This window comes from Pseudonocardia sp. N23 (assembly GCF_002583555.1).
Lineage (GTDB): Bacteria > Actinomycetota > Actinomycetes > Mycobacteriales > Pseudonocardiaceae > Pseudonocardia.
The window spans coordinates 74,593-100,996 of the sequence record NZ_BEGX01000128.1; the positions used below are offsets into that span (position 1 = coordinate 74,593).

Sequence of the window (26,404 nt, forward strand, 5' to 3'; positions counted from 1 at the left end):
TTCAGTGCTCCGACGCGAGGGTGAACAGGCCGTCGCGTTTGAGGGTGCCGACGACCGGTGACGCCTCGGCCTCGGTGACCCGGTCGAGCCAGGCCGCGGACGTGAGCAGGTCGTGCAGGGCGTCGACGGTCGGGAGCGCGACCTCGGCGACGATCTGCCGGTCGCCGGTGACGCACGCGGCGTGGCGGACCGAGGGTTCGCGGGAGAGCGCGGTGGCTACGGCGGGCACGTCGCGCGGGGCGCAGCGCACCGAGACCACGGCGCGGACGGTGAAACCGAGCAGGGCCGGGTCGACGACGACGCGCAGCCGCAGGCCGCCCTCGCGGCGCAGCCGTTCGACGCGCCTGCGCACCGCGGACGCCGACAGCCCGGTGACGCCCGCGAGCTCGTCGACGTCGCGGCGGCCGTCGTGGGCCAGCGCGGCGAGGAGCAGGGCGTCGGGCCGGTTGACGTCCTTGGCCTCGCCGAAGGGCGCGTACTCGGGTGGGGGCTCGACGTCGACGAGGGCGTCGTGCTCGGCGTCGCCGATCAGGCCGGGCCGCCAGTGCGCGGAGGTGCGGACGTAGCGCAGGACCGTCCAGACCCCGGAGCCGGCGAGCGCGGGCAGCAGCGGCAGCTCGTCGAGGGTGAAGGCGGCGAGCCGGGCGGGGTCGCAGTCGATCTCGGCGAGGCATCCGTAGGGGCCGGCGAGGACGTGGGCGTTGCGCGTGTCGCGGCGGTTGGCCAGGGCCAGCGCCCCGATGCGTTCCTTGCCGGGTTCACAGCGCAGGGCGACGATCGCGCCCGCCGAGGGGGCCGCGGCACCCGTCACCCGGACGGACCCGCCGGCGAGGAGCTCGGTGCCGTGGCGTTCGACGACGCCGTCGGGCTCACCGAGGGCGGCGGCGATCCGCGGCCAGGAGGCCCGGCCGTCCACCTGCAGCGCTCCGACGATGCGGCGTTCCAGCCCTGTCAGGGTGCCTCCCACGTGCACACCCCGCCGTTCGTCGTGCCCGTTCGCCGTGATCATTCTGGCTGATCACGGGCTGTCGGTACTGCCTGGCCGGTGTCGCCCACCCAGGGTAGCCCCGACGGGTCAGCAGCCGTCGAGCCGCAACGGTCTGTGTACCGGATCGACGCCGAGAGTAAGGGAATCGAAGGTCGACCGGTAGCCGCACCCGGGACCGGCGACGACCTCCACCTGACGGTCGGTGGCCGGGTCGCCGTGGAACCGCACCAGGGTGGGCGGGGAGCCCTCGGCGAGCCCCTGCCAGACCAGCGTGTCCTGGGCCAGCGGGCCGGAGCCGCGCCGCAGGTGGACCGAGTACGCGATGTCGGCGAACGCGTGTCCCTCGACGACGACCAGCCGGTACGCCCCACCCTCGACGACGGTCAGGTCGCGTTGCGGGCCGGAGAACCGCAGGCCGACGATCGCGATCGCGCACCAGCCCGCGAGCAGCACCACGCCCAGCAGGGCGGTGAAGACGCGGTTGGCGCGCCGCCGCGGGACGACGGCCGCGGCCGCTGTGATCAGCGCGATCGTCACACCGACGAGAACCGCTGTCGCGGGGCCGCCCCACGCCAGGTGGAACGGGTTGAGCGCCGTGAACGCAGCGAGCACCGCCGCCACGAGGGCGCAGGCCGCACACACCACAGACCGCCGACGGACCGCGAACACCCCCCACGTGCTGACGACGCCCCCGGCGCCGCCCGGCGACCGTATACCCGGCCGGACCCGCTGCGACGCAACGGGTCCGGCCGGCGTCAGCTCGTCTTCGGGGCCTTGGCCGGGGGCTTGCGGACGCTCAGGTGCAGCTCACGCAGCCGCGCCTCGTCGACCTCTGACGGCGCGCCCATGAGCAGGTCCTGGGCGTTGCCGTTGAGCGGGAACGCGATCGTCTCGCGGATGTTGGGCTCGTCGGCCAGGAGCATCACGATGCGGTCGACACCGGGGGCGATCCCGGCGTGCGGCGGGGCGCCGTAGTGGAAGGCGCGCACCATGCCGCCGAACTCCTCGTCGACGCGCTCCTTGGCGTAGCCGGCGATCCGGAAGGCCTCGTACATGACCTCCGGGCTGTGGTTCCGGACCGCGCCCGAGGACAGCTCCACGCCGTTGCAGACGATGTCGTACTGCCAGGCCAGGATGTCGAGCGGGTCCTTGGTCTGCAGCGCCTCCATGCCGCCCTGCGGCATCGAGAACGGGTTGTGGCTGAACTCGACCTTGCCGTCGTCGTCGAGCTCGTACATCGGGAAGTCGACGATCCAGCAGAACCGGAACGGCGCCTCCTCGAACAGGTCGGCGCGCTTGGCCGCCTCGACGCGGACCTCGGCCATGATCTTGCCGACCTCGGACTCCTCGCCCGCGCCGAAGAAGATCGCGGTGCCGGGCTCGCCCTTGACGTCGGCGACGAGCCGGGAGACGACGTCCTCGGTGAGGAACTTGGCGATCGGGCCGGTGAGCGTGCCGTCGTCGGCGATGCGCACCCAGGCCAGGCCCTGCGCGCCCTTCTCGATGGCGAAGGCGCCCATCTGGTCGAAGAACGAACGGGGCCGGCCGCCGCAGCCGGGAACCGGCAGCGCGCGGACGTGCTTGCCCGCGAACGCCCGGAAGTCGCTGTCGGCGAACAGGTGTGTGACGTCGACGAGCTCGAGCGGCGAGCGCAGGTCGGGCTTGTCGGTGCCGTAACGGGCCAGCGCGTCGCGGTAGGCGATGCGCGGGAACGGCGACGTGGTCTGCCGCTCGGGCGCGAACTCGGTGAAGAGCTCGGTCATGACGCCCTCGATGACCCCGAAGACGTCCTCCTGCTCGGCGAAGCTCATCTCGACGTCGAGCTGGTAGAACTCGCCGGGCGAGCGGTCGGCGCGGCTGTCCTCGTCGCGGAAGCAGGGCGCGATCTGGAAGTAGCGGTCGAAGCCCGACACCATCAGCAGCTGCTTGAACTGCTGCGGCGCCTGCGGCAGCGCGTAGAACTTGCCGGCGTGGATGCGCGAGGGGACCAGGAAGTCGCGCGCGCCCTCGGGGCTGGTGGCCGACAGGATCGGCGTCTGCAGGTCGAGGAAGCCACGCTCGGTCATCTTGCGGCGGATGCTCGCGACGACCGCGGAGCGCAGCTGGATGTTGCGGTGCATCCGGGCGCGGCGCAGGTCGAGGAAGCGGTAGGTCAGCCGGGTCTCCTCGTTGACCTTCTCCTCGGGGAACACGCTGAACGGCAACGGGTCGCAGGTGCCGAGCACCTCGATCTCGCCGACCTGGACCTCGATCTCACCGGTCGGCAGGTCGGGGTTGACGTTCTCCGCGTCACGACGCAGGACACGGCCGTCGGCCCGCAGCACCGTCTCCCGCGGCAGGCTGCCGAGCGCCTCGTAGGCGGGCGAGTCGGAGCGGACGACGAGCTGGACGACCCCGGAGTTGTCCCGAAGGTCGACGAAGACGACACCGCCCAGGTCCCGCCGGTTGTGCAGCCAGCCCGACAGCCGGACGTCGGTGTCGACGTCCGTCGCGCGCAGCTCGCCGCAGGTGTGAGACCGGTATCGATGCATCTTCCGTCCATGTCGTCGACTGGGGGTCGGCCCGGGTCGGGGCCGCTCGTCGGCCGCCATCGCGGCGCCAACCCCCTCTGACCAGGGGCTCCCGCAGCGTACCGCGACGGTCCGGGCGCTCTCCGCTCCCCTCGGGGCCGGAAAAGCGCCTTCCACCTGCGGGCCTAGGATCGCCGGATGACGACGCCCGGGCGGAAGGTCTCCCTCACCGGCATCAAGCCGACCGGCGAGCCGCACATCGGCAACTACATCGGTGCGATCAAGCCCGCCCTCGAGCTGGCCGAGCAGTACGAGGCGATGTACTTCATCGCCGACTACCACGCGCTGACGACGGTGCGCGATCCCGAGCTGCTGCGCCACTACTCGCGCTCGGTCGCCGCCACCTGGATCGCCGCGGGCCTCGACCCCGAGCGCATCACGATGTACCTGCAGTCCGACGTGCCGGAGACGTTCGAGCTGAGCTGGATCCTGTCCTGCGTCACCGCCAAGGGGATGATGAACCGGGCGCACGCCTACAAGGCCGCGCGCGACCGCAACGCCGAGGCGGGCAAGGACGACCTCGACGCCGGCATCAACATGGGCACCTACAACTACCCGGTGCTGATGGCCGCCGACATCCTGCTGATGGACTCCGACGTCGTGCCCGTCGGCAAGGACCAGTCCCAGCACGTCGAGTACGCCGCCGACATCGCCGGCTCCTTCAACCACCTCTTCGGGGGCGGCAAGCCGGTGCTCAAGGTCCCGCAGCTGGTCGTCCCGGAAGCCGACACCGGCAAGACCCTGCCCGGCACCGACGGCCGCAAGATGAGCAAGAGCTACGACAACACGATCCCGCTCTTCCTCGAGGGCGCGAAGCTCAAGAAACTGGTGCGGCGCATCCCGACCGACAGCACGCCGGTCGAGGACCCGAAGGACCCGGACAGCTCGTCGGTGTTCCAGATCCTGGAACAGTTCGCGTCCGCCGACGTCACGGCCGACGTGCGCAAGCGGCTCGAGGCCGGCGGGACGGGCTGGGGCGAGCTGAAGAACGCGCTGTTCGACGTGCTCGACGAGAAGCTCGGCCCGCTCCGCGCGCGCTACGACGAGCTGATGGCCCCCGACAGCGAGCTCACCGCGCTGCTGGCCACCGGCGCGGACAAGGCCCGCGTCCGCGCCCGCGAGGTGCTGGGCCGGGTGCGCGAGGCGACGGGCATCCAGTAGCCCGGACCGGCCGCAACCTCGTCGCTCTCCGGAGGTACTCCGACGACCGTGGGGTCGCGCGGGAGGCTCTGCGCGCATCCCTGGCGACGATCGGGCGCCTGCCGTCGGCAGTCGGGGCGCCCCGGAGTGTCACGTCTCGGCTCCTCCGAGCGACATCATCGCCGAACGCGCACCTCGCGTCGTCGACGACGATCGGAGAGCGGTATGTCGGAGAGAGCGGTCGCGGGCGGTCCGGCGGGTACGACACGCCTCGCTGCGACGTCGAAATGGCTCGCCCTCACCGCGATGATGTTCGCCGTCGCGATGACGTTCATCGACCAGACGATCGTCGCCATCGCCGCCCCGAACATCCAGACCGAGCTGTCGCTGTCGAGCAGCGGCGTCACGTGGACGGTGAACAGCTACCTGCTCGCCCTCGCCGCCGGGTTCGCGCTGGGCGGGCGGCTCGCCGACGTCCTGGGGTCGCGGCGCATCGTACTGATCGGGATCATCGGCTTCGCCGTGTCGTCCACGCTCTGCGGGTTCACCCCGAAGAGCTCGCTCGCCGAGGCCTGGATCATCGTCTTCCGGGCGATGCAGGGCCTGTCCGCGGCGCTCATGATCCCGGCCGCGCTCGCCGTCGTCGTGGCGTCGTTCCCGCTGCGTGAGCGGGGCAAGGCGCTGGCGATCTTCTTCGGTGTCAGCGGGGGCCTGACCGCGATCGGCCCGATCGCCGGCGGCTATCTCACGCAGTGGACGTGGCGGGCGATCTTCTGGATCAACATCCCGGTCGCGGTCGTCGCCGTCGTCCTCACGCTCATGGCCGGCATCGCGCCCTCGATGCGGCGGGAACGGATCGACTGGCGGGGCGCCGCGGTCGTCGCCGTCGGGATGGGGCTGTCGGTGCTGGGCTTCGAGCAGGCCCGGAGCTGGGGCTGGGACAGCCCGCTGACCTGGGTGTGCATCGTCGGCGGTCTCGTGGCGCTGGTGCTGTTCGTGTTCCTGGAGCAGCGCACCGAGATGCCGCTGATCAAGATCGGCATCTTCCGCGGGCGGGCATTCATGTCCGACAACCTGGTGCTGTTCTTCTCCATGGTCGCGTTCGTCCCGGTGTTCTTCTTCGCGAGCATCTACTCGCAGGTCTCGCTCGGCTACAGCGCCAGCAGCGCAGGGCTCTACCTGCTGGTGTTCTTCGCGGGCTTCGCCCCGGCCGCCCAGATCGGCGGGCGCATCCTCGACAAGCGGGGTGCGAAGCCGTCGGTCGTCGCGGGCTGTGTCCTGGCCATGGTGGGGTTCCTGTGCTGGGCCTGGAAGATCACCGACCTGGACCTGGGCGCGCAGTGGTGGTGCATCGTCCTGTCGGGCGCGGGGATCGGCCTGCTGCTCGGCCCGGCCAGCACCGACGCCACCAACCGCGCCATCGACGCCTCCTACGGCGAGGTCACCGGCATCACCCAGACCATCCGCAACTACGGCTCCGCGCTCGGCCTCGCCGTGCTGGGCACGGTGCTGGGCAACGTCTTCGCCGCCCGCATGGAGACGACCCTCGCCGGCTTCGGGGTGCCCCCGTCGACCGCGGCGTCGCTGGCCGCGTCGGGTGGCGGGGACTCGTCCCCGGCACTGGCGAACGTCCCCGCGCAGCTGCGCGGCCGGATCGAGGCCGCCGTCGCGACGGACTTCGCGATCGCGACGCGCGCCGTCCTCGTCGGCATGGCGATCGCCCTGGCGATCTCGCTGGTGGCGGCGCTGCTGCACCCCGGCGGCCGGGTCACCGACGAGGTCGTCACCGAGCCGGCGGCGGAACCCGCGGCCTGACCCTGCTCCGGGCCCACGATGTGCGGGATCGTCCGGTCCTTGTTGCACTGGGCGCCACCGAACGAAAGGACGGCACCCGTGTCCGGCACTCCCACGATCCTCGACGGCCCCGCCCTGTGGCCCGCCCAGGCGCACCTGCCCTCCGTCCTCGGACGGCAGCTCGTCATCGAACGGGGCGAGGGCTCCTACCTGCACACCGCCGACGGACAGCGGCTCTTCGACGGCACCGCGGGTCTGTGGCACGCCAACATCGGCCACTCGCACCCCGCGCTCGCCGAGGCCGCCCGCGCCCAGATGCTGACGCTGGAGACCTACCACATCTTCGCCCGGTTCGTGAACGACCAGGCGATCTCCCTGGCGGAGCGGCTCGCGAGCCTGTCGCCGATCCCCGACCCGAAGGTCATCCTCAACTCCGGTGGCTCCGACGCCATCGACGTGGCCTGCAAGCTCGCCCGCCGGCACTGGCAGCGCGACGGCAGGCCCGGGAAGACCGTGATCATCAGCCGCGAGCACGCCTACCACGGCCTGCACGCCTACGGCACCAGCATCGCGGGCCTGGAGTTCAACCGGGAGGGCTACGGCACCGAGTCGCTCGTCCCGGAGACGGCGCGCGTCCCGGTCCACGACGCCGACGCCCTCGCGAAGACGATCGCCGACCTCGGCGCCGAGCGGGTCGCTGCCTTCGTGACCGAGCCCGTCCAGGGCACCGGCGGCGTCAACCCGCCCGAGCCGGGGTACCTGGCCGCCGTCGAGCAGCTGTGCCGCGAGAACGACATCCTGCTCGTCCTCGACGAGGTCATCACCGGCTTCGGCCGCACCGGCACCATGTTCGCCGCCGAACGCTACGGCGTCCGGCCCGACATGATCACCTTCGCCAAGGGCGTCACCTCCGGGTACGCACCGCTCGGCGGCGTCCTCGTCGCACCCCGGATCTGGCAGCCGTTCTACGTCGACGACCCGTCGACGCCGATCTTCCGCCACGGCGCCACCTACGCGGGGCACGCGACCGCCTGTGCGGTCGCCCAGGCCAACATCGACGTGCTGGAGGCCGACGGCCTGGTGCCGCGCGCCGCCGAGCTCGAGACACTGTTGGGCACCCGGCTGGCGCAGCTGGCCGCCGACCGCCCGAGCGTGGCCGACGTCCGCGTCGGCGGTTTCCTGGGCGGCGTGACCGTCGTCGACGAGATCAAGGCCGAGGACGTCGTCGACGGCCTGCTCGACCTGGGGTTCGTCTCACGCCCCCTGCGCGGCAACAACCTGCAGATCAGCCCGCCGTTCATCACCACCGACGCCGAGCTCGTGGCCTTCGTCGACGCGATCGACCACGTCCTGGCCGAGAAGGAAGCGGGCTGACCCTGCGGGGTTCGCGGGACACGAGCGTCACGGGTGGCGCCCATGTCCCCGGAATCGGCGGTCGCCCACAGGGCCGAGGGCCTCGCGCTGACGTGGTCCACGCAGGACGAGGACGAAAGTCCGGGTCCGAGCTCCGTGACCAACCGGACGCCACCGACCGAGCCGACCACCGGAGGGGGTCCGGGGAGCGAATCCCCGCCGGGCGGGGCCCAGGGGCTGCGCCCCCGGAAACACCCGGAGCTCGCCAAGCGAGCGGATTCCGCGAGCAAGGATGACCTGCGAGTGGAGCTGAGGGGAATCGAACCCCTGACCTTCTCGATGCGAACGAGACGCGCTACCAATTGCGCCACAGCCCCGTACCGCCGTCTCCGGCGGGACGTGAAAACCCTAGCAGGGGCTCACTGACCCGCCGCACGGCGGTACCCGGGTCGGGCCCGGCGGTCGAGCTCGCCCAGTTCGAGCTCCTCCTCGTCGACCTCGACGAGGCTGGTCCCGGCAGGCAGCGGGGGCGGCGGAGTGGGCGTGAGGCGAGGCAGGGCCGTCTCGGGCTCGGCGTCCTCGTCGGCCTCCTCATCGTCGGCGCGGACGGTGCGGCGCTTGGCGGGCAGGATGCCCAGCGGCTCGCCGACGCCCTTGACCCGGCTGGGGTCGCCGTCGTCGTCGAGACCCTTGCCCGACGCGCCGCCGTCGGCGTCGTCGCGGGAGGCGTCGACCCAACCGTCGTCGTGGCCGTCCAGCGCAGCGCCGGTCTCGTCGAGATCGTGGTCGTTCTCGTCGAGGTCGCGGTCGCCGTCCCGGTCCTCGCCGTCGCGGCGGCCGACCTCGCGGCCGCGGGCAGCCCATTCGTCGAGGGCGGGGTCGTCGGCGGCGGGGGTGCGGCGGGTGCCTGCGGCGCGGGCGGCGCGGCGGGCCCGGATGGCGTCCTCGAGGCGGACCTGGCGGCGCAGGTACACGAGGTAGCCGGTCAGCCCGGCGGCGACGAGCCCGGTGAGCCACCAGATCCCTGCGGACAGGAACAGCGCGAGCGCCGCCGTCACGACGATGGCGCCGAGCAGGCCGAGGACGATCCGCTGGCGGGCGGCGTAGCGGGCGCGCGCGGACAGCGCGGCGGCCTCGGCGTCGAACCCGCCGCGGCCGGGGCGGAAGCGCGCGGGCGGCCGCTCCCAGCCCTCCTCGTCCTCCTCGGCCCAGTCCGCGAGGCGGCCGGGGTCGTCGTCGACGTGCACGTCGGCGGGCTCCTCCGACGGCCGCGCCTCGGGGGCGCTCTCCTCGGCCTCCACGTCGGCCGCCTCGACCGTGGTCGTGACGCGTTCGTCGGTCCGGTCCATCAGTGCCACCTCCTGGGTACGGCGGTCCTGGCCCGGTCGGGCGAGCACCCGGCCGGACAGCGATGCCGCCGAGGGCCGCGCCACCTCCTGCCGTCGCCGCGCGACCGTCGGTACGAGGATCAGCAGCCAGATGGCCACCAGGCTCACGAAGATCATCGAGCTGGGCAACGGCCGCTCCTCTCCCCCGATCGGCGCAGTCGGGCACGGCTCCCACTCCCCCGAGCAAGATCGCGCCCTCGATCACGGTATCCAGCGCGATCGTGGGATCCCGGAAGCGACGCGCCGTCGCCACCCATATCGAGGAACGTTTCCTCCGGTGCGGGTGTGACGAATGTGAATTCGGAGGGTCACAGCGTGCAGTGCTCTGTTCACTCCATGTGATCGACGGGGTGCGCCAGACCGTGCCGCACGAGCGCGGCGGCCATCCCGCCCGCAGGAAGGTCCTCGGCGGTCAGGGCGAAGCAGAGGTGGTCACGCCAGTCGCCGTCGACGTCGAGGTAGCGACGGAACAGCCCCTCGTGCCGGAACCCGAGCTTGGCCAGCACCCGCAGGCTCCCGACGTTCTCCGGCCGGACCGTGGCCTCCACGCGGTGCAGACCGACCGCGTCGAAGCAGTGGTCCAGTGCCAGCGCGACGGCCGCCGTCGTGACGCCCTTGCCGGTGACGGCGGCATCGCACCAGTAGCCGATGTAGGCCGACAGCAGCGGCTCCCGCACGACGTTGCCCACCATGACCTGGCCCGCGAACCGGTCGTCGACGGTGATCACGAACGGCAGCGCGGCCCCGCGCCGGGCCGCGGACCGCAGCAGCATCCAGCGGGCCGGCCACTCCGCGGCGGAGTGGCGCTGCGCCCACGTGCCGGGGGCGGTGGGCTCCCAGGGGGCGAGGTGCTCCTCGTCGCGAACCCTGATCGCCGACCACGCGGTGGCGTCACGCAGCCGGACCGGGCGCAGCGCGACGACACCCGCCCCGGTGCGCAGCCCACCCGTCCGGGCGGGCCAGCCCGGATGGCGGCCGAGGCGCTCGGGTACCGCATGCGACATCGCGGCCGGTCAGCGCCGGTTGGACAGGAACGCGACCGACACGTGCTCGTCGACGGTCAGGTCCTCCTGGTCCTCGGGCACGATCAGCATCCCGTTGGCCTCGGCGAGTGAGGTCAGCAGGTGGGTGCCGGAGAGGCCCAGGGGCTGCAGCAGGTAGTCGCCGCTGTCCTGCTCGCGCAGCAGCCGCCCGCGCACGTACCCACGGCGGCCCTTGCGCGACACGACCGGCGACGTCAGCCGGGCCTGCAGCACCCGGCGGTGCGGGTCCTCCAGGCCGAGCCCGAGCCGGACGAGCGGGCGGGCGAGCACCTCGAACAGCAGCAGCGCGGTGGCCGGGTGCGAGGGGAACAGGAACGTCGGCACCGCGTCGCGGCCGACGACCCCGAAGCCCTGCGACGAGCCCGGATGCATGGCGACGCGGGTGTCGTCGATCTCGCCGATGCCGTCGAAGGCCGATCGCAGCTCCGCGCCGGGGCGTCCCGCGACCGCACCGCACACCACGAGGACCTCGGTGAACGGCAGCATGTCCTCCAGCGCCGACCGCACCTCGCGGACGTCGGCCCGGACCAGGCGCAGCCGCGACACCGCCGCACCGGCCTCCCGGGCGGCCGCCGCGATGGCGTGGGTGCAGACGTCGGGAACCTGCCCGGCGCCGGCACCGCGCGAGACGTCGACGAGCTCGTCGCCGACCGCGAGCACCGACACCCGCGGCTTCGGGTGCACGAGGACCTGCCCGCGACCCGCCGCGGCGAGCATCGCGACCTGCGCGGTGCCGACGATCTCGTCGCGGTTCACGGCGACGTCGCCGGGCTGGACGTCCTCACCGATGCGGCGCACGAACACCGCCGAGGGCACGGCGCGGTGCACCGAGATGCGGGCCGACCCGGAATCGGTGTGGTCCGACGGCAGGACTGCGTCGGCCAGCGTCGGCAACGGCGCACCGGCGACCACCCGCACCGCCTGCCCGGGCTGCAGCCGCAAGGGCTGGCGCGACCCGGCCGGGATCTCCCCCACGACCGGCAGCGACACCGGCCCCGCGTCGGACGCACCGACGAGGTCGATGCTGCGGACCGCGTAGCCGTCGATCGCCGCCTGGTCGAAGCCGGGCAACGGACGTGACGTGCTCACCGACTCCGCGGACCGCAGCCCGTGGGCGTCGGCGATCGCGACACGGACCGGCGCCGGGCGCACCGCCGCCGCGAGGATCCTCTCGAGCTGCTCGTCGACCGACCGCACCGTCGCCTAACCCTCCAGCCGCGCGGCCAGCCAGCTGCGCAGGTCGTCGCCGTAGTCGGGGTGCTGGAGCGCGAAGTCGACGAACGCCTTCGCGTAACCACCCGGGTTGCCCAGGTCGTGCCGGCCGCCGCGGTGCACCACCACGTGCACGGGGTGACCCTCGGCGATCAGCAGCGCCACGGCGTCGGTGAGCTGCAGCTCACCGCCCGCGCCGGGGGTGATGCGGCCCAGGGCGTCGAAGATCGCCCGGTCGAGCAGGTAGCGGCCGGCGGCGGCGAACGACGACGGCGCCTCGTCGGCCGGCGGCTTCTCGACCATCCCGTGCACGCGCTTCACGTCGTCGTCGGCGGTGTCGGCGACGTCGAACACGCCGTAGGCGGAGATCTCCGGGCCCGGGATGTCGAAGGCGCACAGCACGGTTCCGCCGTGCTGCGCACGCACGGCGGCCATCCGGTCGAGCACACCGGTGGGCAGCACGATGTCGTCGGGCAGCAGCACCGCGACGGCGTCCTCGTCGTCGCCGAGCACGTCGGCGACGCACCCCACCGCGTGTCCGAGACCCTTGGGCTGGTGCTGGGTGACCGTCTGCACCGCGATCAGCTCGGCGGCCCTGCGCACCTTGGCCAGCAACGCGTCCTTGCCGCGCTCCTTGAGCGTCTCCTCCAGCTCGGGCTGCGGCGCGAAGTGGGCGGCGATCGCGTCCTTGCCCGGCGAGGTGACGATCAAGAGCCGCTCGGCGCCCGCTTCGGCCGCCTCGGCGGCCACGAGCTCGATGCCAGGGGTGTCGACGACGGGCAGCAGCTCCTTGGGAACCGTCTTCGTCGTCGGCAGGAACCTGGTGCCGAGACCGGCGGCGGGGACGACAGCGGAGCGGAACGCGCGGGACTCGCTCATGGTCGGCGAGCCTATCGGCGCCGGTAACGTGCCCGCGTGACGGCACACGGAGAACATCAGGCTTCACCGCGGGCACATCCCGACGATCCCGGCGCCGACGGCTCCGGGAAGGCCGGGTTGCGACGGCGGCTGCTGGCCGCGCGCCGCGCCGTCACGCCGGACCGCCGGGTCGCGCGGGACGCGGCTCTCGCCGACGGTGTCGTCGCGGTCGCCGCGGGCCGCGGTGCCGGGCTCGTCGTGTGCGCCTACCTGCCCGTCGGGAGCGAGCCGGGGTCGATCGCGATGCTCGACGCACTGCGCGCCGCCGGCCACGTCGTCCGGCTCCCGGTCGTCCCGGACGAGCCCGGCAGCCTCGACTGGGCCGCCTACGACGGCCCGGGCTCGCTCGCCGACGGACCGCTCGGACTGCGTGAACCCACTGGTCCACGGCTCGGTGTGGCAGGTATCACTGCCGCCGACGTCGTCCTCGTCCCCGCGCTCGCCGTCGACCTGGCCGGGAACCGCCTCGGCCGCGGCGGCGGCTACTACGACCGGACCCTGCCCCTCGTCGGCGCGGACGCACTGGTCATCGCCGTGGTCGACGACGACGAGCTGCTCGATGTCGTTCCCGTGGACCCGCACGACATGCGCGTCGCCGGAGCCCTGCGCCCGGGCAGCGGTGTGACGACGCTCGGAACAGCGGGTTGATCGCGCAGGTTAAACTTGGCAGTCCCTGTATGGGAGTGCCAGCTCCGGAGGATCCCTTGCCGACCTACCAGTACGCCTGCACCGCCTGTGACCACCGGTTCGAGGCAGTGCAGTCCTTCTCCGACGACTCGCTGACGGTGTGCCCCGAATGTGGCGGCGCCCTCCGCAAGGTCTTCTCCTCGGTGGGGATCGTCTTCAAGGGCAGCGGGTTCTACCGCACCGACAGCCGTGGCAGCAGCGGTGTGGCCGCCTCCACCGACTCGTCGTCGTCCTCGTCGGACTCGAAGTCCGACTCCTCGACCTCGTCCGACTCCGGGTCCACCCCGCAGACCGTGTCCGGCAAACCGCCGAAGCACGGCGAGCTGGTCAAGACGTCGGGCCCGTCGAGCAGCAGCTCGTCCTCGTCGTCGGGGTCGTCCAGCCCGGGATCGACGCCCGCCGCCTGACAGGCCGTCCCTCCGGGGTTGTCCACATCCCGCGGAAACCGTCCACAGGCCCGCCGGGAACCCGGTCCCACGTCCGTCCGCGCACCTAGCGTCGGAGCCGATCACGGTTCCGACGAGAGGTCCGCATGCCCGCCTCCTCCACAGCACCGTCCCGTCCGTGGGACGTCCTGCTCGCCCGGCTGCCCGCCACCCGCTGGCGGCGCGGCGTCCTCGCGCGCCGCGTCCTGGCGGGTGCGCTCGTCGTCGCCGCCGCGGTGCTGGCGTTCCGCCCCGCGGCGGGCGCGGGCGAGCCCGTCCTCGTCGCCGTCCGCGACCTCCCCGCCGGTGTCGTCCTCGGCCCCGCCGACCTCGCCGTCCGCCCGTGGCCGGACGCGCTGGTGCCGACGGGCGTGTTGCGCGCCACTGCCGACGCGACCGGCCGTGTCCTCGCAGGCCCCGTCCGTGCCGGCGAACCCGTGACCGACCTCCGGCTGGCCGGGCCTGCCCTGGCCGCCGCCGCGTCGGGCCTGCCCGACGCCGTCGCCGTCCCCGTCCGGCTGACCGATCCCGGCGTCGCGGGCCTGCTCGTCGCGGGCAACGTCGTCGACGTCGTCACCCCCGGAGCCGGTGCCGACGAGGCCGTCGTCCTCGCCGAGGGCGCGGTCGTCACCGCTGTGCTGCCGGCCGATTCGGGAGGGGTCGCCACCGGTTCGCGGGGGCGGATCGTGCTGGTCGCGTTGCCGCCGACACAGGCGACGCGCCTCGCCGCCGCCGCGCTGACGCAGCAGGTCGCGGTTACCCTCCGGCAGCAGAACCGGTGATCCAACGGGGGGACCAATGCTCAAGGGCTTCAAGGACTTCATTCTGCGCGGCAACGTCGTCGACCTCGCGGTCGCCGTCGTCATCGGTGCCGCATTCGGTGCGATCGTCACGTCGTTCACCGAGAAGATCATCAAGCCGTTGCTCAACGCGATCACCCCACCGACCGCGACCGGCCTCGGTATCAACATCATCGCCGACAAGCCGAGCACCTACATCGACTTCGCCGCCGTCATCACCGCGGCGATCAACTTCCTGATCGTCGCCGCAGTCGTCTACTTCGTCATCGTGCTGCCGCTCAAGGCCCTCAAGGAGCGTCGCAAGCGTGGCGAGGAGGCCGGTCCGGCCGAGCCCACCGACGTCCAGCTGCTCTCGGAGATCCGCGACCTGCTCGCCGCGCAGGCCGGCGCCTCCGACGGCAAGCACTCCCCGACCGACGGCAAGCAATCCCCGACCGACGACAGGTAGTCCCCGGGGACGACGCCCGGGACCGCTCAGTCCTGGTCGTGGTGCGGGGGGCGGTTGGCGCGCAGCCACTCGTCGCCCGACGCGTCGGTACGCGGCTCGTCGTCCCCACGTTCGTCACTGGTCGTGACGGGCAGGACGTCGCCGAAGACCTCCTCGATCCGACGCCGCATCTGCTCGGACAGCTCCGCCATGCCTCCATCGTGCCACCGCAGCGGTGGATCGACGCCGTCCCCTGCTGAAACGGCCTCCGCAGTGCCACCATGGACGGACCGGGCGTCGGTCGCGCCCGGTCAGGGATCGGGGGACGACATGGGACTGCTGGACAAGGCCGTCGAGATCGTCGAGGACGTCATCGAACGCGCCACACCGTACGCGAAGGGGGCCGCCGAGAAGGCGGCACCGCACGTCGAGAACGCGAAGCGCAAGGCCGGGCCGTACCTGGAGCAGGCCCGGGAGAAGGCGTCGCCCTACCTCGACCAGGCGAGCAAGAAGGCCGGCCCGGTGCTGGACCAGGCGAAGCAGAAGGTCGACAAGGCGACCGGCGGCCGGTTCCACGACCAGCTCGACACGGTGAGCAGCGCCGTCGGCGACGTGATCGACCGGACGGCAGCGGCCGCGCGCCGAGACCCGGGAGACGACGCTCCCAGCGGCGGCACTCACACCACCGGCCTGCACCCCGCCGATGCGCCGACGGTCACGACGACGCCGGGTCCGGCCGCGCCGACGGCCACCGCAGGTCCGGCGGGTCCCGCAGGTCCGACGGGCACGCCGGCGTCGACAGGCACGGCAACGCCGACAGGCACGGCAACGCCGACGAGCTCGGCGGCGCCGACGCCCGGGACCACCGGGACCCCGTCCGGAGCCGCGCCCACGAGCCCCGGCGCTGCCGCCGAACCGGGCCCGGCGCACGGCGCGAGCGAGAGCAGCAGCCCCAGGGAGCCGAGCACGACCAGGAAGGATCCGGGCGCCTCGGGCGCCTGATCGCGGAGCGGCCCCGCGTGCCGTTGCGGACGCCGGACCGCGGCCCGGAACTCCGCCGCGGCGGTCCTCGACACCTGCGCCGGCGCCCGCAACAACTCCGCCGAACTCGACGTGGGGCTGGTTCGATCATGACCTGAACCCGCCTGACGTCGAACTCGGCGGGTGCGGCCGCGTCCGGCCGGGCCCGGAGTGCTCAGTCGGGCAGGCTCAGTCGGGGTCGAGGTCCGAGAGCTGCGAGATGACGTGGGTGACGAGCGGGGTCAGCGTCGCCATGCCGTCGCGCACCGCCGCCCGCGACGACGCAAGGTTCACGACCAGCGTGCTGCCCGAGACACCGACCAGCCCGCGGGACAGGCCCGCGTCGACGGCACCGGCGGCGAGGCCGGAGGCGCGCAGGGCCTCTGCGATGCCCGGGATCGGTCGGTCGAGGACGCCGGCCGTCGCGTCGGCGGTGACGTCGCGCGGTGAGACACCCGTGCCACCGACGGTGATGACGAGATCGACCCCACCGATGACCGCCGTGTTGAGCGCGTTGCGGATGGCGACGGACTCGCCGGGAACGATCACGACCGCGTCGACGACGAAGTTCGCTTCCTCGAGCAGCTCGGTGACGAGCGGCCCGCTCGCGTCCGCCCGCTCACCGTGGCTCGCGCGGTCGTCGACGATCACGACGAGGGCCCGGCCGATCTTGGGTGGCGCCATCTCCATACCGTCACCGTAGCGGGGGGGCCGCGACGCCCCGGACCCGGCGGCGCGCACGATCCTGGGACGCGGTCCGGTGGCGGTCATCCGGTCGCCGAACCCAGTGTGACCTGCACCGTTCTGTCGGCGAGCTGGACCGGGATGGTCGCCCCGGGTGCTGTGGACCGGATCTGTGCCTGCAGGTCGAGACCCGTGGTGATCTGCTTGTCGCCGAACTTGAGGACGACGTCGTTGGCCTTGATCCCCGCCACGTCGGCGGGCCCGCCGGGGATGACGCTCTGGATGCGGGCACCCGTGATCGTCTGGTCGTCGGCGACACCGACTCCGAGCACCGCCCGGGTGGCGCGCCCCGTCGTCTCGAGCTCCTGGGCGATGCGCTTGGCCGAGTTGATCGGGATGGCGAAGCCCACGCCGATGGACCCGCCCTGGGCGCCGGTCGTCGCGATCGCGGAGTTGATGCCGACGACGCGGCCCTGCATGTCGACGAGCGGGCCGCCGGAGTTGCCGGGGTTGATCGCGGCGTCGGTCTGCAGGGCACTGAAGACGGTGGGGTCGGAGCCTGCGAGCTCGTCGCCGACGCCGACGGCGCGGTTGAGTGCGCTGATGATGCCGGTGGTCACGGTGCCGCCGAGCCCGAGGGGCGAGCCGAACGCGACGACGGGCTGGCCGACGCGGACGCCGTCGGAGTTGCCGAGCTCGATCGGGACGAGGCCGGTGACGTTGGAGGCACGGACGACGGCGAGGTCGGAGCTGGGATCGCGGCCGACGATGGTGGCCGGGACGCTGCGCCCGTCCTGGAAGACGGCGGTGACGTTGCCGCCGTTCGCGGCGTCGGCGACGACGTGGTTGTTCGTGAGGATGAGCCCGTCGGCGGACAGGATCATGCCGGAGCCCTCGCCCTCGCTGCGGGGGCCGGTCACGCGGAGCTGGACGGTGCTGGGGAGCACCCGCGTCGCGACGGCCTCGACCGGGCCCTGGGCGGCGGGGTTCTGGTCGACGTCGGGTAGCGGCTGGTCGAGCACGTTGCCTTGCGACGCCGGTGTCTGGCCGCGGTCGGCGAGCCGGTAGCCGAGATAGCCGCCGACGCCGCCACCGACGAGTGCGGCGACGAGCGCGAGCGCGACCATGGCGGCGGCGAGCCCCCGGCGGCGGCGCGGCGTCCCGGACCCGTCCCCGGCGGCGACGGCGGTGTGGTCGCCGGGCGGCCCGCCCGCCTGCGACCAGTCCTGCTGCCCGGCCCCGTACTGGGCCGTCCGCTGCCGGGCCGTCTGCTGCCGGCTGGTCGGTTGCGGGCCGAGGGCGTGCTGCCCCGTCGACTGCCGGCCCGCAGGCGCCTGCTGCGGCGGGCCGGAGGGAAGGTGGACGGTGTCACGCGCCCCTGCCCACGGCCCGGGAGGCGCGGGACGCCACCCGGGCGGCGTCTGGGGCGGCTGCTGCTGGGGCGGTGGGACCCGCCACTGGCCGGACTGCTGACCCGGCTGGTGCCGCCCGGGCTGGTGCGGCGGCGCCTGGGCGGCCGCGGCGGCGGGAATGCCGCCTGCCGGCGTGCCCTCGGCCCGCTGCCCGTCGCCCGGATGCACGGTCGCGGGGAGCGTCGGGCCGGCCGGTGCGGCAGCCGGGGCGGGCAGGTCGACGGGCGTGTCGAGTGCGGTCTCGGCGACGGCGGCCGGGTCGACGGCGGCCGGGTCGACGACGGCCGGGTCGACGACGGCCGGGTCGACGACGGCCGGGTCGGTGTCGGCCGGGTCGGTGTCGGCCGGGTCGGTGTCGGCAGCGGCCGCGGGAACGTCCTCCGAGAGGACCGGGACCGACGGGCCCGGGACGGACGGCGCCACCGGATCGACCGAGGTGCCCGACGGCGGCGTCACCGGGTCGGTGTCGGGCCGCGGCACCCCCATCGCGTGGGCGGGCGCGTGCTCGGCCCCGCCCTCGTCGGCCGGCTGAGCAGCCGGATCATGCTGCGCCACAACCGGTTCGACAGCCTCGTGCGAGCCGGTCTGCAGCCCGCCCGGTGGCGTCGACACCATCGACCGATCGGGTTCGGCCCGATCGACCGCGGTGCCGTCGTCGGCGCGCCCGGGCGTGCCGGACCCGTCATTCGCCATGTCTGCCGCCCCCACGTCGCGAACCCCTCGGCACAGCCTAGGAGCAATGGTGCAGGCGCGCGCCGTCACCATCCGGTTCCGCGACGGCGCCGGAGTTCACTCGGTCGGGCGACGCCCGGGGAGCCGCAGGACCAGCAGCGCACCGCCCTCGGGGGCGCGCTGCGCCCACACCGCGCCACCGTGCCGCCCGGCTACCTGCCGCACGATCGCCAGGCCCAGCCCCGATCCGGGCATGGTGCGGGCCTGGTCGGCGCGGTAGAAGCGGTCGAACACGTGCGGCAGGTCCTCGTCGGCGATGCCGGGGCCCTGGTCGGCCACCTCGAGGACCACGGTCCACTCGTCGAGCACCTTCGCCTCGACGCGGACGCGCCCGTCCGGCGGGCTCCACTTCGCGGCGTTGTCGAGCAGGTTGAGCACGGCACGCTCGAGCGCGGTCGAGTCGCCGACGAGCGTCCACGGCACGAGGTGCACCTCGAACTCGATGTCCCCGGCCCGGCGGCGGGCCCGTTCCAGCGCGCGGTCGACGACGTCGGTCAGCTCGACGGGTTCGGCCATCATCCGGGGCGCGTCGTCGCGGGCCAGCTCGACGAGGTCGCCGACCAGCTGGGACAGCTCCTCGACCTGCGCGCGGACGTCGTCGAGGATCTCGGCGCGGTCGGACTCGGGCAGCAACGGGGCGCCCGGCCGGTCGGCGGCCGCGAGCAGTTCGAGGTTGGTGCGCAACGAGGTCAGGGGTGTCCGCAGCTCGTGGCCGGCGTCGGCGACGAGCCTGCGTTGCTGTTCCTGGGAGGCCGCGAGGCCGCCGAGCATCTCGTTGAAGCTGTGGGTGAGGCGGGCGAGCTCGTCGGAACCGGAGACGGGGATCGGGTCGAGCTGCCCGGTCGTCGCGATGCGTTCGGTGGCGGTGGTGAGCCGCTGCACGGGCCGCAGACCGGCGCGGGCCACGGCGACCCCGGCGATCGCGGCGAGGGCCACACCGATGCCGCCGATGATCGGCAACGCGACGCCGAGCTTGGTGAGGACCTCCTGCGTCGGCGCGAGCCGTTGCCCGATGACCAGGGCCCGTCCCTCGCCGGCCTGCACCGCGACGACGCGGTAGGCGCCGTCGGCGGACCCGGCGGTGCGCACGGAGTAGTCCTGCGTGCCGCGGGCGACGGAGACCTCCTCGTCACCGAGCGGGGGTGCCGACGCGGGACCCTCTGCCGACAACGCGCGCGGCGGGCCGGTGGGCCCGGCCTGGAGCAGGGCGATGCGGATGTCGGCGGCGCCGAGCACCTCCGGCGGGATGCCGGCCAGCGACGCGGGATCGGACAGCTCGCTCTGCGCAGCCGCCGAGGCGCGCTGCAGGAGGTTGTCGTCGAGGGTGGCGAGGATGTTGGCGCGCACGATGACGAACGCCGCGACGGACACCAGGACGACGGCCACGGCGGCGACGAGCGCGGCGAGGATCCCGATGCGCGCACGCAGCGAGATGTGTCGGAGCGCCGGCAGCCGGGAGCGCACCGACTCAGCATTCCTGGCGGCCGGGGCGACCCTGTCGGTGACCCCGGCGCGGCTCACGGCGGCGACTCGCGCAGGACGTACCCGACGCCGCGGACCGTGTGGATGAGGCGTGCCTCGCCGTCGGCCTCGGTCTTGCGACGCAGATATCCGATGTAGACCTCGAGGGCGTTGCCGGTCGTCGGGAAGTCGTAGCCCCAGACCTGTTCGAGGATCTGCGCGCGGGTGAGCACCCGGCGCGGGTGCGCGATCAGCAGCTCCAGCAGCGAGAACTCGGTGCGGGTCAGGCTGATCCGGCGTTCGCCACGGCGGACGTCACGGGTATCGGGGTCGAGTGAGAGGTCGGCGAACTCCAACGGCTTGCTCGCCCCCGCCGCCGCGGCGGCGATCTCGTCGGGGGTGCGCCGCCGCAGGAGCGCGCGCAGCCGCGCCAGCAGCTCCTCGAGGGCGAACGGCTTGGGCAGGTAGTCGTCGGCGCCCGCGTCGAGGCCGGCGACCCGGTCGGACACGGCGTCGCGGGCGGTGAGCACGAGGACCGGCAGGTCGTCGCCCGCGGCGCGCATGCGTCGGCACACCTCGAGACCGTCGAGGCGAGGCATCATCACGTCGAGGACCATCGCGTCGGGACGCGACGTCTCCAGCGCGTCGAGTGCGGCCTGGCCGTCGCCGGCGAGCTCGACGGTGTAGCCGTTGAACGCCAGCGAGCGCCGCAACGACTCGCGGACCGCCCGGTCGTCGTCCACGACGAGGATTCGCATGTGCCCAGTCTGTCCCCGACGTCTGAGAGGCGCCTGAGAGGCCGCTGTGCGCTGGTCCTCGTATTCAGTCCTCGTCCTCGCGCAGGAAGGAGGCGTCCTCGCGCAGGAAGGAGGCGAGGTACGAGGCGGCCATGTCGTCGTCGGCGTGCCCGGCGTCGCAGACGCGGCGGAGCCGGTCGCGGGCGGCGGCGGCGACGTCGAGGCGGACCCCGGCGGCGGCCCCGGCGTCGACGATCAGCCCGCAGTCCTTGGCGGCGTTGGCAGCGGAGAAGGCGGGCGTCCAGTCCTCGTCGAGGATCGCCGTGGACTTGACCCGCAGGTAGGGCAGGTCGAGCGGGCCACCCTCGATCGCGCCGAGGAACACCGCCGGGTCCACCCCCAGGCCCTTCGCGAGCGCCATGGTCTCGCCGGTGGCCGCGGTCACCGCCATCACCCAGCTGTTGGCGACCAGCTTGAACCGGCTCGCGGCCGCGTCGGCGCCGTCCTCACCGAGCCACACCGTCTCGCGGCCGACCGCGTCGAACACCGGCGCCACCCGCTCGCGGACGTCGGCCGGGCCGGCCGCGAAGACCTGCAGCTGCCCGCTCTCCGCGGGCGCGCGGGTCCCGAGGACGGGTGCGTCGACGAACACGAGCCCGTGGGTGCGGGCCAGCGCGGCGAGATCCGCGAGCGGGGCGACGCCGACCGTCGTCATCTGCGCCCACACCTGGCCCCGGGCGAGCCCGGGTGCCGCGCGCTCCATGACGGCCAGCACGTCGCCGGCATCACCGAGCATCGTGACGACGACGTCCGCGCCGCGTACGGCGTCGGCCGGGTCGTCGACCCCGTGGGCGCCGGCGTCGACGAGTGGTGCCGCCTTCGAGGCGGTACGGTTCCAGACCCGCAGGTCGAGTCCGGCGGCGAGCATGTTGTGCCCCATGCCCGCGCCCATGATCCCGGTGCCCAGCAACGCCACTGTCGTCATGGCGCCGAGGCTAGTCGTGCCCTCCGGGCGCGGCCCGGCACCCGGATCGCGAGGTCATCCCCCGGTTGTCACTCGACGTGTGACGGATCGGGCGCCGGCCGCCGCGCGCGACCGGTTCCCGGCAGGTGATGATCGTCGGGTGTTCGCCGTGCTGTCGCTGGTCCTGCTGCTCGTGACGCACCTCTATCTGTACAAGCGCGCGGTGCACGACGTGTTCGTCGCCAGGCGGGCCCGGCGCGCCGGAGCGGCGGTGGTCGTCGTGCTCGGGCTCGTCGCCGCGGCCGCGTTCACCACACAGCGGATGCTGCCGCCCGACACCGCCCGGCCGCTCGCGCTCACCGGCTACCTGTGGCTGGCCGTCGCGCTCTACTCGTCGCTGCTGCTGCTCGTCGGTGAGCTGGTCCGGCTCGGGCTGCGCGCGGTCGGCCGCTCCGCCGACCCCGAGCGGCGACGATTCCTGTCGCGGGTGGTCGCCGGGACCGCCGTCGTCGCCGCGGCCGGCACCGTCACCTACGGCGCGGTCGCCGCCCGCCACATCCGCGTCGAGCGCCGCGAGGTACTGCTCGACCGCCTCGCCCCCGCCTTCGACGGCTGGACCGTCGCCGCGATCAGCGACATCCACCTCGGGCCGCTGGTGAACCGGGCCGACCTCGCCGGGTTCGTCGCGACGATCAACGACGCCGCGCCCGACGCCGTCGCCGTCGTCGGCGACCTCGTCGACGGCGACGTCGCGACACTCGGCCCGTACGCGGAACCGCTGCGCGACCTGCGCGCGCCCGCCTACTTCGTCACCGGCAACCACGAGTACTACTCCGGTGCGGCGCAATGGGTCGAGCACCTGCCGACGCTCGGCGTCCGGGTGCTGCGCAACGAACGCGTGACGATGCGACGCGGCGACGCCGTCCTGCACCTCGCGGGCTGCGACGACCGCACCGCCGCCCGCTCCGGCGTCCCCGGCCACGGCTTCGACCTGGACGCAGCGCTGGCGGGCCGCGGCCCCGACGAGCCCGTCGTGCTGCTCACCCACCAGCCCGTCATGGTCGACGAGGCCTCCCGCGCCGACGTCGACCTGCAGATCTCCGGGCACACCCACGGCGGCCAGCTCTGGCCGCTGACGACCGTCGCGCTCGTCGATCAACCCGTCCTCGCCGGCCTCACCCGCATCGGCGGGACCTGGCTCTACGTCACCCGCGGCGTCGGGTTCTGGGGGCCGCCGGTGCGTGTCGGGTCGCCGCCGGAGATCACGTTGCTGACGTTGCGGGCCCGGGCTGTGGCACCGTGACAGGGTGGCGCTGCAGGAGTTCGAGTACGACAACCTGACCGGCCGACCGCCCGGCAGGCTCGTGTCCGTCGCCTCCCGGATCCTGCCGGGAGTGCGCGAGGTCCAGGACCAGACCGTCCCGTTCGCGCTGGCGTGGCAGCAGCACAACCGCGCCGCGATCGCCGCCGACGGCCCGCTGTGGGTGGCGCTCGGCGACTCCATGACCGTCGGCCTCGGCGCGCCGAGCCACGACCGCGGCTGGGTCGGGCAGGTCGCCGCCACCCTGCCGATGCGTGTGGTCAACCTCGCGATGAGCGGTGCTCGCGTCCCCGACGTCCTCGAACGCCAGATCCCGGCCCTGCGCTCGCTCGGCGAGGCCGCGCTCGTGACGTTGATGATCGGCTCAAACGACCTCATGAACCGCGAGCACCGGCTCCGGCTCCCCGACGGCATGCGCAGGCTCCTCGACGCCCTGCCTGCCGGGTCCGTCGTCTCCGACCAGCCGGGGAACTCGCCCGCTGCGCTCGGGGTCAACACGCTGATCGCCGACGCCGTCCGCGACCGCGGCCTCGTCCTCGCCGACATGCGCGGCCCCCGCACCGCGTCCTGGCGCGGCCGGCTCGCCGCCGACCACTTCCACCCCAACGAGGCCGGCTACGCGGCGATCGCCGCCGTGTTCGGCGACGCGATCGATCAGTCCCTCCGGGGGTCGCGCGAGTTGTAGGCGTCCTGGCTGCGCTCGATCTCCGCATCGTGCTCGACCGCCCACTCCGCCAGCGTCACGGCCGGGCCGATCAGGGTGCGTCCCATGGACGTCAGCTCGTACTCCACCCGCGGCCGCACCTCCGCATGGACGGTGCGCTCGACGAGCCCGTCCCGCTCCAGATGACGTAGCGTCAACCTCAACATCCGTTGTGACACACCGGGAACACGCTGCAGCAGCTCGGTGAACCGCATGCGCTCGCCGTGCAGGGTTGGCGACCACGAGCAGGGTCCACTTGTCGCCGATGCGATCGAGGATCCGGCGGAACGCGCGGCCGCCGTCGCCACCGACCAGGCAGGTCGTACTCGCCGTACGCCGCGACGGTGCTCCGGGCCACTCGGCAACGCGCTCATGGACGCCGGCTGGTCCCCCGCAGCCGTCACGTCCGCGCGCATCCTCGCCGCCGTGCTGCTGCTCCCCGTCGCCGCCATCCGTCCGGACGCCCTGCGCTTCCGCCGCCGCGACCTGCCATTGCTGCTGTCCTACAGCCTCCTCGGCGTCGCCGGGGTGCAGCTGCTGTTCCTCATCGCCGTCGCCCGGGTGTCGGTCGACGGCGCGATGGTGCTCCTCGACCTCGCGTCCGCCCTCGTCGCGCTCTGGGTGCGCGTCGTGCGCCACGCCCAGCTCCCCCGCGCCGCGTGGCTCGGCATCGGACTCGCCGTCGCGGGCCTCGCCGTCGTCGCGCAGGTGTGGCAGGGCACTCGGCTCGACCTGCTCGGCGTCGCCGCCGGCCTCGGATCGGCAGCCTGTTCCGCCGCGTACTTCCTGGTCGGCGAACACGCCGCCCACCGGCAGGACCCGCGGCGTCACCGCCGCCGGACTCGCCGTCGGCCCGCCATGGACGCCACCCCTGCGGACTCTCGACGCCCCCACGACGCTCGCGGGCACACCCGTCCCCACCTGGGTCGTGCTCCTCGCCCTCACCGTGCTCGCCACCGTCCTGCCCTACCTCGCCGGCCTGCATCCGCGGCGCGGCCTGCCGCCGGCCCCCGCTAGCGTCCTCACCGTCGTCGCCGCCGCACTCGCGTGAGTACTGCTGGGCCAGACCCTCGGCGCCGCCCAGCTCCTCGGCGCCGCCACCCTGCTCCTCGGGCTGCGTTGGTGCAGTCGACGACGCCAACCGGATCACCGTCGAACCCGCCCACAGCACCGGGTAGGCTTTCTGCACGCCCTCGTAGCTCAGGGGATAGAGCACCGCTCTCCTAACGCGAACCAGGCATGATCACTGCCTGCGCGTCGACCTCGACGACCATGATCACCAGGTCACTTGGTAGCCGCTCGTGCCACCTAGTGTCGGGCCGTTCTGCCCGTCATGTGCCCCAAATGTGCCCCGCCTGGACGGACGCACCCCGTTGGCACGCCGCAGGTAACAATCGGTCATATGGGAGCGAAGGAAGATCAGCACCGTCGACCGCCAAAGGGTCGGCACGTACGCGAGGAAGCTGATGTTCTGGTTCGCGCTGGTCTGTGGATGGGTCCTCACCGCAGCAGTCATCGCCCTGGTCTGGATCAACGTCCGGCGTGAAGGACGCCTCGGTGTCGGCGTCGCGGTCGGAGCAATCGGCGGTGTGCTCTGGCCCGTGACTCTCTGGGTCGCCGTTGGTGCGTTGCTCCTCAACCGAGCGACCAACAGGCGGAGGTCCTCGACGGTGTCGACTGTCGCGCAGACCAAGGCACAGGTCGACGAAGCGGAGGCGTTCGCCAAGCAAGCTGAGATCGAGGGGATGCCGACCTCAGCCGCCTACTGGCGCGCGGAGGTGCAGCGACTCAGCGCGCAGAGCCTTGCTACGGCTTCACCTCGCCCCGGCTCGACCGGCGTGGTCGTTCTTGGGAGCGCCGTCGCGGCGCTTGCGACCCTCGGAGCCCTATTCGTTGCGGCGCCGACATCTGCCTCTACCACACCAAAGAGCCCATCCCCTGCCGCATCGAGCGCGGAGCGGCCGACCGGATCAAGCACGACCTCCGACCAGAAACTTACCCCACTCGGCAACGTCCCAAAGAAGTTCGGCGAGACGGCCAGCTATGGAGTTGTCGGCGACCACTCGCCGCTGGACTTTATTGTCAGTGAACCGCGGGCAGCAAAATGCAACTCCTTCGCTTCGCAGCCTGCGAACGGAAAGTTCGTCGAGCTGCCGATCGTCGCCACAACGCACGACGATCCAGAAAAGCGTCTCACCTTTGTCCCTTTCGGGGCTGGCTGGGAGTTCGTTGGCTCTGACGGGCGCTCAGTTAAGGCATCGACCACAGCGGCGGCTAGCTGTTCGTACGACGCACCGTCGACCCTCGGGCCCAACCGAGTGTACGAGTTCCGGGTCGTCGTGGACGTCCCCGAGCAAGACGGGGCGCTGATCTATCGGGCGGTCGCCACTACCGCGGGATGGGAATGGGCGCTGACGAACTGAAGCCGGGAACCCCAGTTCGACGTCTATGCAGAGGGTCGCTCCCACCCTGAGCTGAGCTCTGACCCAAGCGGCCGGCGCGACGTGAACCGGGGTGACCCCGATTAGCCGGGCGCTATTTGCACAACGGGCCACCGCGCCCGTCTCTGCGCTGGGAACTGTGCGGCATCCGCCGACCGGCACGCCGAAGCGCATCGACATGCGG

26 protein-coding genes and 1 tRNA gene are annotated in these 26,404 nt (G+C 73.1%); 12 read left to right on the forward strand and 15 right to left on the reverse strand.

Annotation, left to right across the window (positions count from 1 at the left end; genetic code table 11):
- Position 1: 1 nt before the first annotated feature.
- The 3 genes from TOK_RS28410 to aspS form a co-directional block, all read right to left on the reverse strand.
- Positions 2 to 967 carry an Lrp/AsnC family transcriptional regulator gene (locus TOK_RS28410; RefSeq protein ID WP_172457839.1) on the reverse strand — a complete coding sequence of 322 codons (966 nt, stop codon included), beginning with the start codon at positions 965 to 967 and terminating at the stop codon, positions 2 to 4.
- A 108-nt stretch (positions 968 to 1,075) separates the two neighbouring features.
- Positions 1,076 to 1,600, reverse strand: coding sequence for a hypothetical protein (locus TOK_RS28415; protein ID WP_141566594.1), 525 nt, complete (start codon positions 1,598 to 1,600; stop codon positions 1,076 to 1,078).
- Positions 1,601 to 1,743: 143 nt separating this feature from the next.
- Positions 1,744 to 3,519: an aspartate--tRNA ligase gene (gene aspS, locus TOK_RS28420; RefSeq protein ID WP_098961072.1), complete on the reverse strand. Its 1,776-nt coding sequence runs from the start codon at positions 3,517 to 3,519 to the stop codon at positions 1,744 to 1,746.
- Positions 3,520 to 3,696: 177 nt separating this feature from the next.
- Between aspS and TOK_RS28425 the strand changes: the two genes are divergently transcribed.
- The 3 genes from TOK_RS28425 (at position 3,697) to TOK_RS28435 (ending at position 7,866) form a co-directional block, all read left to right on the forward strand.
- Entirely contained in the window at positions 3,697 to 4,719 is a 1,023-nt protein-coding gene (locus TOK_RS28425) for a tryptophan--tRNA ligase (protein WP_098961073.1), read from the forward strand.
- A 204-nt stretch (positions 4,720 to 4,923) separates the two neighbouring features.
- Positions 4,924 to 6,513, forward strand: a complete 1,590-nt coding sequence (locus TOK_RS28430; RefSeq protein ID WP_098961074.1) for an MFS transporter — start codon at positions 4,924 to 4,926, stop codon at positions 6,511 to 6,513.
- A gap of 78 nt (positions 6,514 to 6,591) precedes the next feature.
- Positions 6,592 to 7,866, forward strand: a complete 1,275-nt coding sequence (locus tag TOK_RS28435) for an aspartate aminotransferase family protein (protein ID WP_216362130.1) — start codon at positions 6,592 to 6,594, stop codon at positions 7,864 to 7,866.
- Positions 7,867 to 8,149: 283 nt separating this feature from the next.
- Here the strand turns inward: TOK_RS28435 and TOK_RS28440 are convergent.
- The 5 genes from TOK_RS28440 to TOK_RS28460 form a co-directional block, all read right to left on the reverse strand.
- Positions 8,150 to 8,222, reverse strand: a tRNA-Ala gene (locus TOK_RS28440).
- Between the two features lie 42 nt (positions 8,223 to 8,264).
- Positions 8,265 to 9,362, reverse strand: a complete 1,098-nt coding sequence (glpR, locus tag TOK_RS28445) for a gephyrin-like molybdotransferase receptor GlpR (protein ID WP_216362131.1) — start codon at positions 9,360 to 9,362, stop codon at positions 8,265 to 8,267.
- Positions 9,363 to 9,562: 200 nt separating this feature from the next.
- Positions 9,563 to 10,237 (reverse strand): GNAT family N-acetyltransferase, encoded by a 675-nt coding sequence (locus TOK_RS28450; RefSeq protein ID WP_098961076.1) that lies wholly within the window; start codon positions 10,235 to 10,237, stop codon positions 9,563 to 9,565.
- Between the two features lie 9 nt (positions 10,238 to 10,246).
- Positions 10,247 to 11,473 (reverse strand): gephyrin-like molybdotransferase Glp, encoded by a 1,227-nt coding sequence (glp, locus tag TOK_RS28455; protein WP_098961077.1) that lies wholly within the window; start codon positions 11,471 to 11,473, stop codon positions 10,247 to 10,249.
- A gap of 6 nt (positions 11,474 to 11,479) precedes the next feature.
- The gene (locus TOK_RS28460) at positions 11,480 to 12,367 is read right to left on the reverse strand and encodes a UTP--glucose-1-phosphate uridylyltransferase (protein WP_098961078.1); all 888 of its coding nucleotides are present in this window, start codon (positions 12,365 to 12,367) and stop codon (positions 11,480 to 11,482) included.
- Between the two features lie 36 nt (positions 12,368 to 12,403).
- Between TOK_RS28460 and TOK_RS28465 the strand changes: the two genes are divergently transcribed.
- From TOK_RS28465 to mscL, 4 genes are all read left to right on the forward strand, one after another.
- On the forward strand, positions 12,404 to 13,054 hold the full coding sequence (locus TOK_RS28465; protein WP_098961079.1) for a 5-formyltetrahydrofolate cyclo-ligase: 651 nt from the start codon (positions 12,404 to 12,406) through the stop codon (positions 13,052 to 13,054).
- 56 nt (positions 13,055 to 13,110) lie between these two features.
- Positions 13,111 to 13,500, forward strand: coding sequence for an FmdB family zinc ribbon protein (locus tag TOK_RS28470; RefSeq protein ID WP_098961080.1), 390 nt, complete (start codon positions 13,111 to 13,113; stop codon positions 13,498 to 13,500).
- Between the two features lie 125 nt (positions 13,501 to 13,625).
- A complete protein-coding gene (locus TOK_RS28475; protein WP_098961081.1) occupies positions 13,626 to 14,300 on the forward strand; it encodes an SAF domain-containing protein in 675 nt (224 codons plus the stop codon).
- 16 nt (positions 14,301 to 14,316) lie between these two features.
- Positions 14,317 to 14,766: a large-conductance mechanosensitive channel protein MscL gene (gene mscL / locus TOK_RS28480; RefSeq protein WP_098961082.1), complete on the forward strand. Its 450-nt coding sequence runs from the start codon at positions 14,317 to 14,319 to the stop codon at positions 14,764 to 14,766.
- Between the two features lie 26 nt (positions 14,767 to 14,792).
- On the opposite strand, the gene TOK_RS33060 is transcribed toward mscL, so the two are convergent.
- Positions 14,793 to 14,957: a hypothetical protein gene (locus TOK_RS33060; RefSeq protein ID WP_172457840.1), complete on the reverse strand. Its 165-nt coding sequence runs from the start codon at positions 14,955 to 14,957 to the stop codon at positions 14,793 to 14,795.
- A 118-nt stretch (positions 14,958 to 15,075) separates the two neighbouring features.
- On the opposite strand from TOK_RS33060, the gene TOK_RS28485 reads away from it, so the two are divergent.
- Positions 15,076 to 15,747: an Rv0909 family putative TA system antitoxin gene (locus TOK_RS28485; RefSeq protein WP_172457841.1), complete on the forward strand. Its 672-nt coding sequence runs from the start codon at positions 15,076 to 15,078 to the stop codon at positions 15,745 to 15,747.
- A gap of 207 nt (positions 15,748 to 15,954) precedes the next feature.
- Here TOK_RS28485 and TOK_RS28490 read toward each other — a convergent pair whose 3' ends face one another.
- The 5 genes from TOK_RS28490 to TOK_RS28510 all read right to left on the reverse strand — a co-directional run bounded on the left by TOK_RS28490 (position 15,955) and on the right by TOK_RS28510 (position 21,776).
- Positions 15,955 to 16,455, reverse strand: a complete 501-nt coding sequence (locus TOK_RS28490) for a molybdenum cofactor biosynthesis protein B (protein ID WP_098961252.1) — start codon at positions 16,453 to 16,455, stop codon at positions 15,955 to 15,957.
- 77 nt (positions 16,456 to 16,532) lie between these two features.
- The gene (locus TOK_RS28495) at positions 16,533 to 18,554 is read right to left on the reverse strand and encodes a S1C family serine protease (RefSeq protein ID WP_216362132.1); all 2,022 of its coding nucleotides are present in this window, start codon (positions 18,552 to 18,554) and stop codon (positions 16,533 to 16,535) included.
- 96 nt (positions 18,555 to 18,650) lie between these two features.
- Positions 18,651 to 20,057 (reverse strand): HAMP domain-containing sensor histidine kinase, encoded by a 1,407-nt coding sequence (locus TOK_RS28500; protein WP_253258722.1) that lies wholly within the window; start codon positions 20,055 to 20,057, stop codon positions 18,651 to 18,653.
- A 53-nt stretch (positions 20,058 to 20,110) separates the two neighbouring features.
- Positions 20,111 to 20,812 (reverse strand): response regulator transcription factor, encoded by a 702-nt coding sequence (locus TOK_RS28505; RefSeq protein WP_098961085.1) that lies wholly within the window; start codon positions 20,810 to 20,812, stop codon positions 20,111 to 20,113.
- 64 nt (positions 20,813 to 20,876) lie between these two features.
- Positions 20,877 to 21,776 carry an NAD(P)-dependent oxidoreductase gene (locus tag TOK_RS28510; protein WP_098961086.1) on the reverse strand — a complete coding sequence of 300 codons (900 nt, stop codon included), beginning with the start codon at positions 21,774 to 21,776 and terminating at the stop codon, positions 20,877 to 20,879.
- Between the two features lie 139 nt (positions 21,777 to 21,915).
- Here TOK_RS28510 and TOK_RS28515 point away from each other — a divergent pair, with 139 nt between their 5' ends.
- On the forward strand, positions 21,916 to 23,058 hold the full coding sequence (locus tag TOK_RS28515; RefSeq protein WP_253258699.1) for a metallophosphoesterase: 1,143 nt from the start codon (positions 21,916 to 21,918) through the stop codon (positions 23,056 to 23,058).
- A 4-nt stretch (positions 23,059 to 23,062) separates the two neighbouring features.
- Positions 23,063 to 23,761: an SGNH/GDSL hydrolase family protein gene (locus tag TOK_RS28520; protein WP_098961088.1), complete on the forward strand. Its 699-nt coding sequence runs from the start codon at positions 23,063 to 23,065 to the stop codon at positions 23,759 to 23,761.
- Here TOK_RS28520 and TOK_RS28525 read toward each other — a convergent pair.
- Positions 23,731 to 23,994 carry a helix-turn-helix domain-containing protein gene (locus TOK_RS28525; protein ID WP_216362133.1) on the reverse strand — a complete coding sequence of 88 codons (264 nt, stop codon included), beginning with the start codon at positions 23,992 to 23,994 and terminating at the stop codon, positions 23,731 to 23,733. The two genes, TOK_RS28520 and TOK_RS28525, sit on opposite strands and share 31 nt — an antisense overlap.
- 157 nt (positions 23,995 to 24,151) lie before the next feature.
- On the opposite strand from TOK_RS28525, the gene TOK_RS34550 reads away from it, so the two are divergent.
- Positions 24,152 to 24,796 carry an EamA family transporter gene (locus TOK_RS34550; protein ID WP_253258723.1) on the forward strand — a complete coding sequence of 215 codons (645 nt, stop codon included), beginning with the start codon at positions 24,152 to 24,154 and terminating at the stop codon, positions 24,794 to 24,796.
- Positions 24,797 to 25,245: 449 nt separating this feature from the next.
- Positions 25,246 to 26,202, forward strand: a complete 957-nt coding sequence (locus TOK_RS32115) for a DUF4175 domain-containing protein (protein ID WP_141566595.1) — start codon at positions 25,246 to 25,248, stop codon at positions 26,200 to 26,202.
- Positions 26,203 to 26,404 lie beyond the last annotated feature (202 nt).

Bases quoted from the DNA above. Each gene is read 5' to 3' on its own strand.
- TOK_RS28505 (WP_098961085.1), bottom strand. From the start codon at position 20,812: ATGCGAATCCTCGTCGTGGACGACGACCGGGCGGTCCGCGAGTCGTTG.
- TOK_RS28490 (WP_098961252.1), bottom strand. From the start codon at position 16,455: ATGGAGATGGCGCCACCCAAGATCGGCCGGGCCCTCGTCGTGATCGTC.
- TOK_RS28510 (WP_098961086.1), bottom strand. From the start codon at position 21,776: ATGACGACAGTGGCGTTGCTGGGCACCGGGATCATGGGCGCGGGCATG.
- TOK_RS33060 (WP_172457840.1), bottom strand. From the start codon at position 14,957: ATGGCGGAGCTGTCCGAGCAGATGCGGCGTCGGATCGAGGAGGTCTTC.
- TOK_RS28450 (WP_098961076.1), bottom strand. From the start codon at position 10,237: ATGTCGCATGCGGTACCCGAGCGCCTCGGCCGCCATCCGGGCTGGCCC.
- aspS (WP_098961072.1), bottom strand. From the start codon at position 3,519: ATGCATCGATACCGGTCTCACACCTGCGGCGAGCTGCGCGCGACGGAC.
- TOK_RS28460 (WP_098961078.1), bottom strand. From the start codon at position 12,367: ATGAGCGAGTCCCGCGCGTTCCGCTCCGCTGTCGTCCCCGCCGCCGGT.
- TOK_RS28425 (WP_098961073.1), top strand. From the start codon at position 3,697: ATGACGACGCCCGGGCGGAAGGTCTCCCTCACCGGCATCAAGCCGACC.
- TOK_RS34550 (WP_253258723.1), top strand. From the start codon at position 24,152: ATGGACGCCGGCTGGTCCCCCGCAGCCGTCACGTCCGCGCGCATCCTC.
- TOK_RS28485 (WP_172457841.1), top strand. From the start codon at position 15,076: ATGGGACTGCTGGACAAGGCCGTCGAGATCGTCGAGGACGTCATCGAA.
- TOK_RS28495 (WP_216362132.1), bottom strand. From the start codon at position 18,554: ATGGCGAATGACGGGTCCGGCACGCCCGGGCGCGCCGACGACGGCACC.
- TOK_RS28475 (WP_098961081.1), top strand. From the start codon at position 13,626: ATGCCCGCCTCCTCCACAGCACCGTCCCGTCCGTGGGACGTCCTGCTC.
- mscL (WP_098961082.1), top strand. From the start codon at position 14,317: ATGCTCAAGGGCTTCAAGGACTTCATTCTGCGCGGCAACGTCGTCGAC.
- TOK_RS28525 (WP_216362133.1), bottom strand. From the start codon at position 23,994: ATGCGGTTCACCGAGCTGCTGCAGCGTGTTCCCGGTGTGTCACAACGG.
- TOK_RS32115 (WP_141566595.1), top strand. From the start codon at position 25,246: ATGTTCTGGTTCGCGCTGGTCTGTGGATGGGTCCTCACCGCAGCAGTC.
- TOK_RS28430 (WP_098961074.1), top strand. From the start codon at position 4,924: ATGTCGGAGAGAGCGGTCGCGGGCGGTCCGGCGGGTACGACACGCCTC.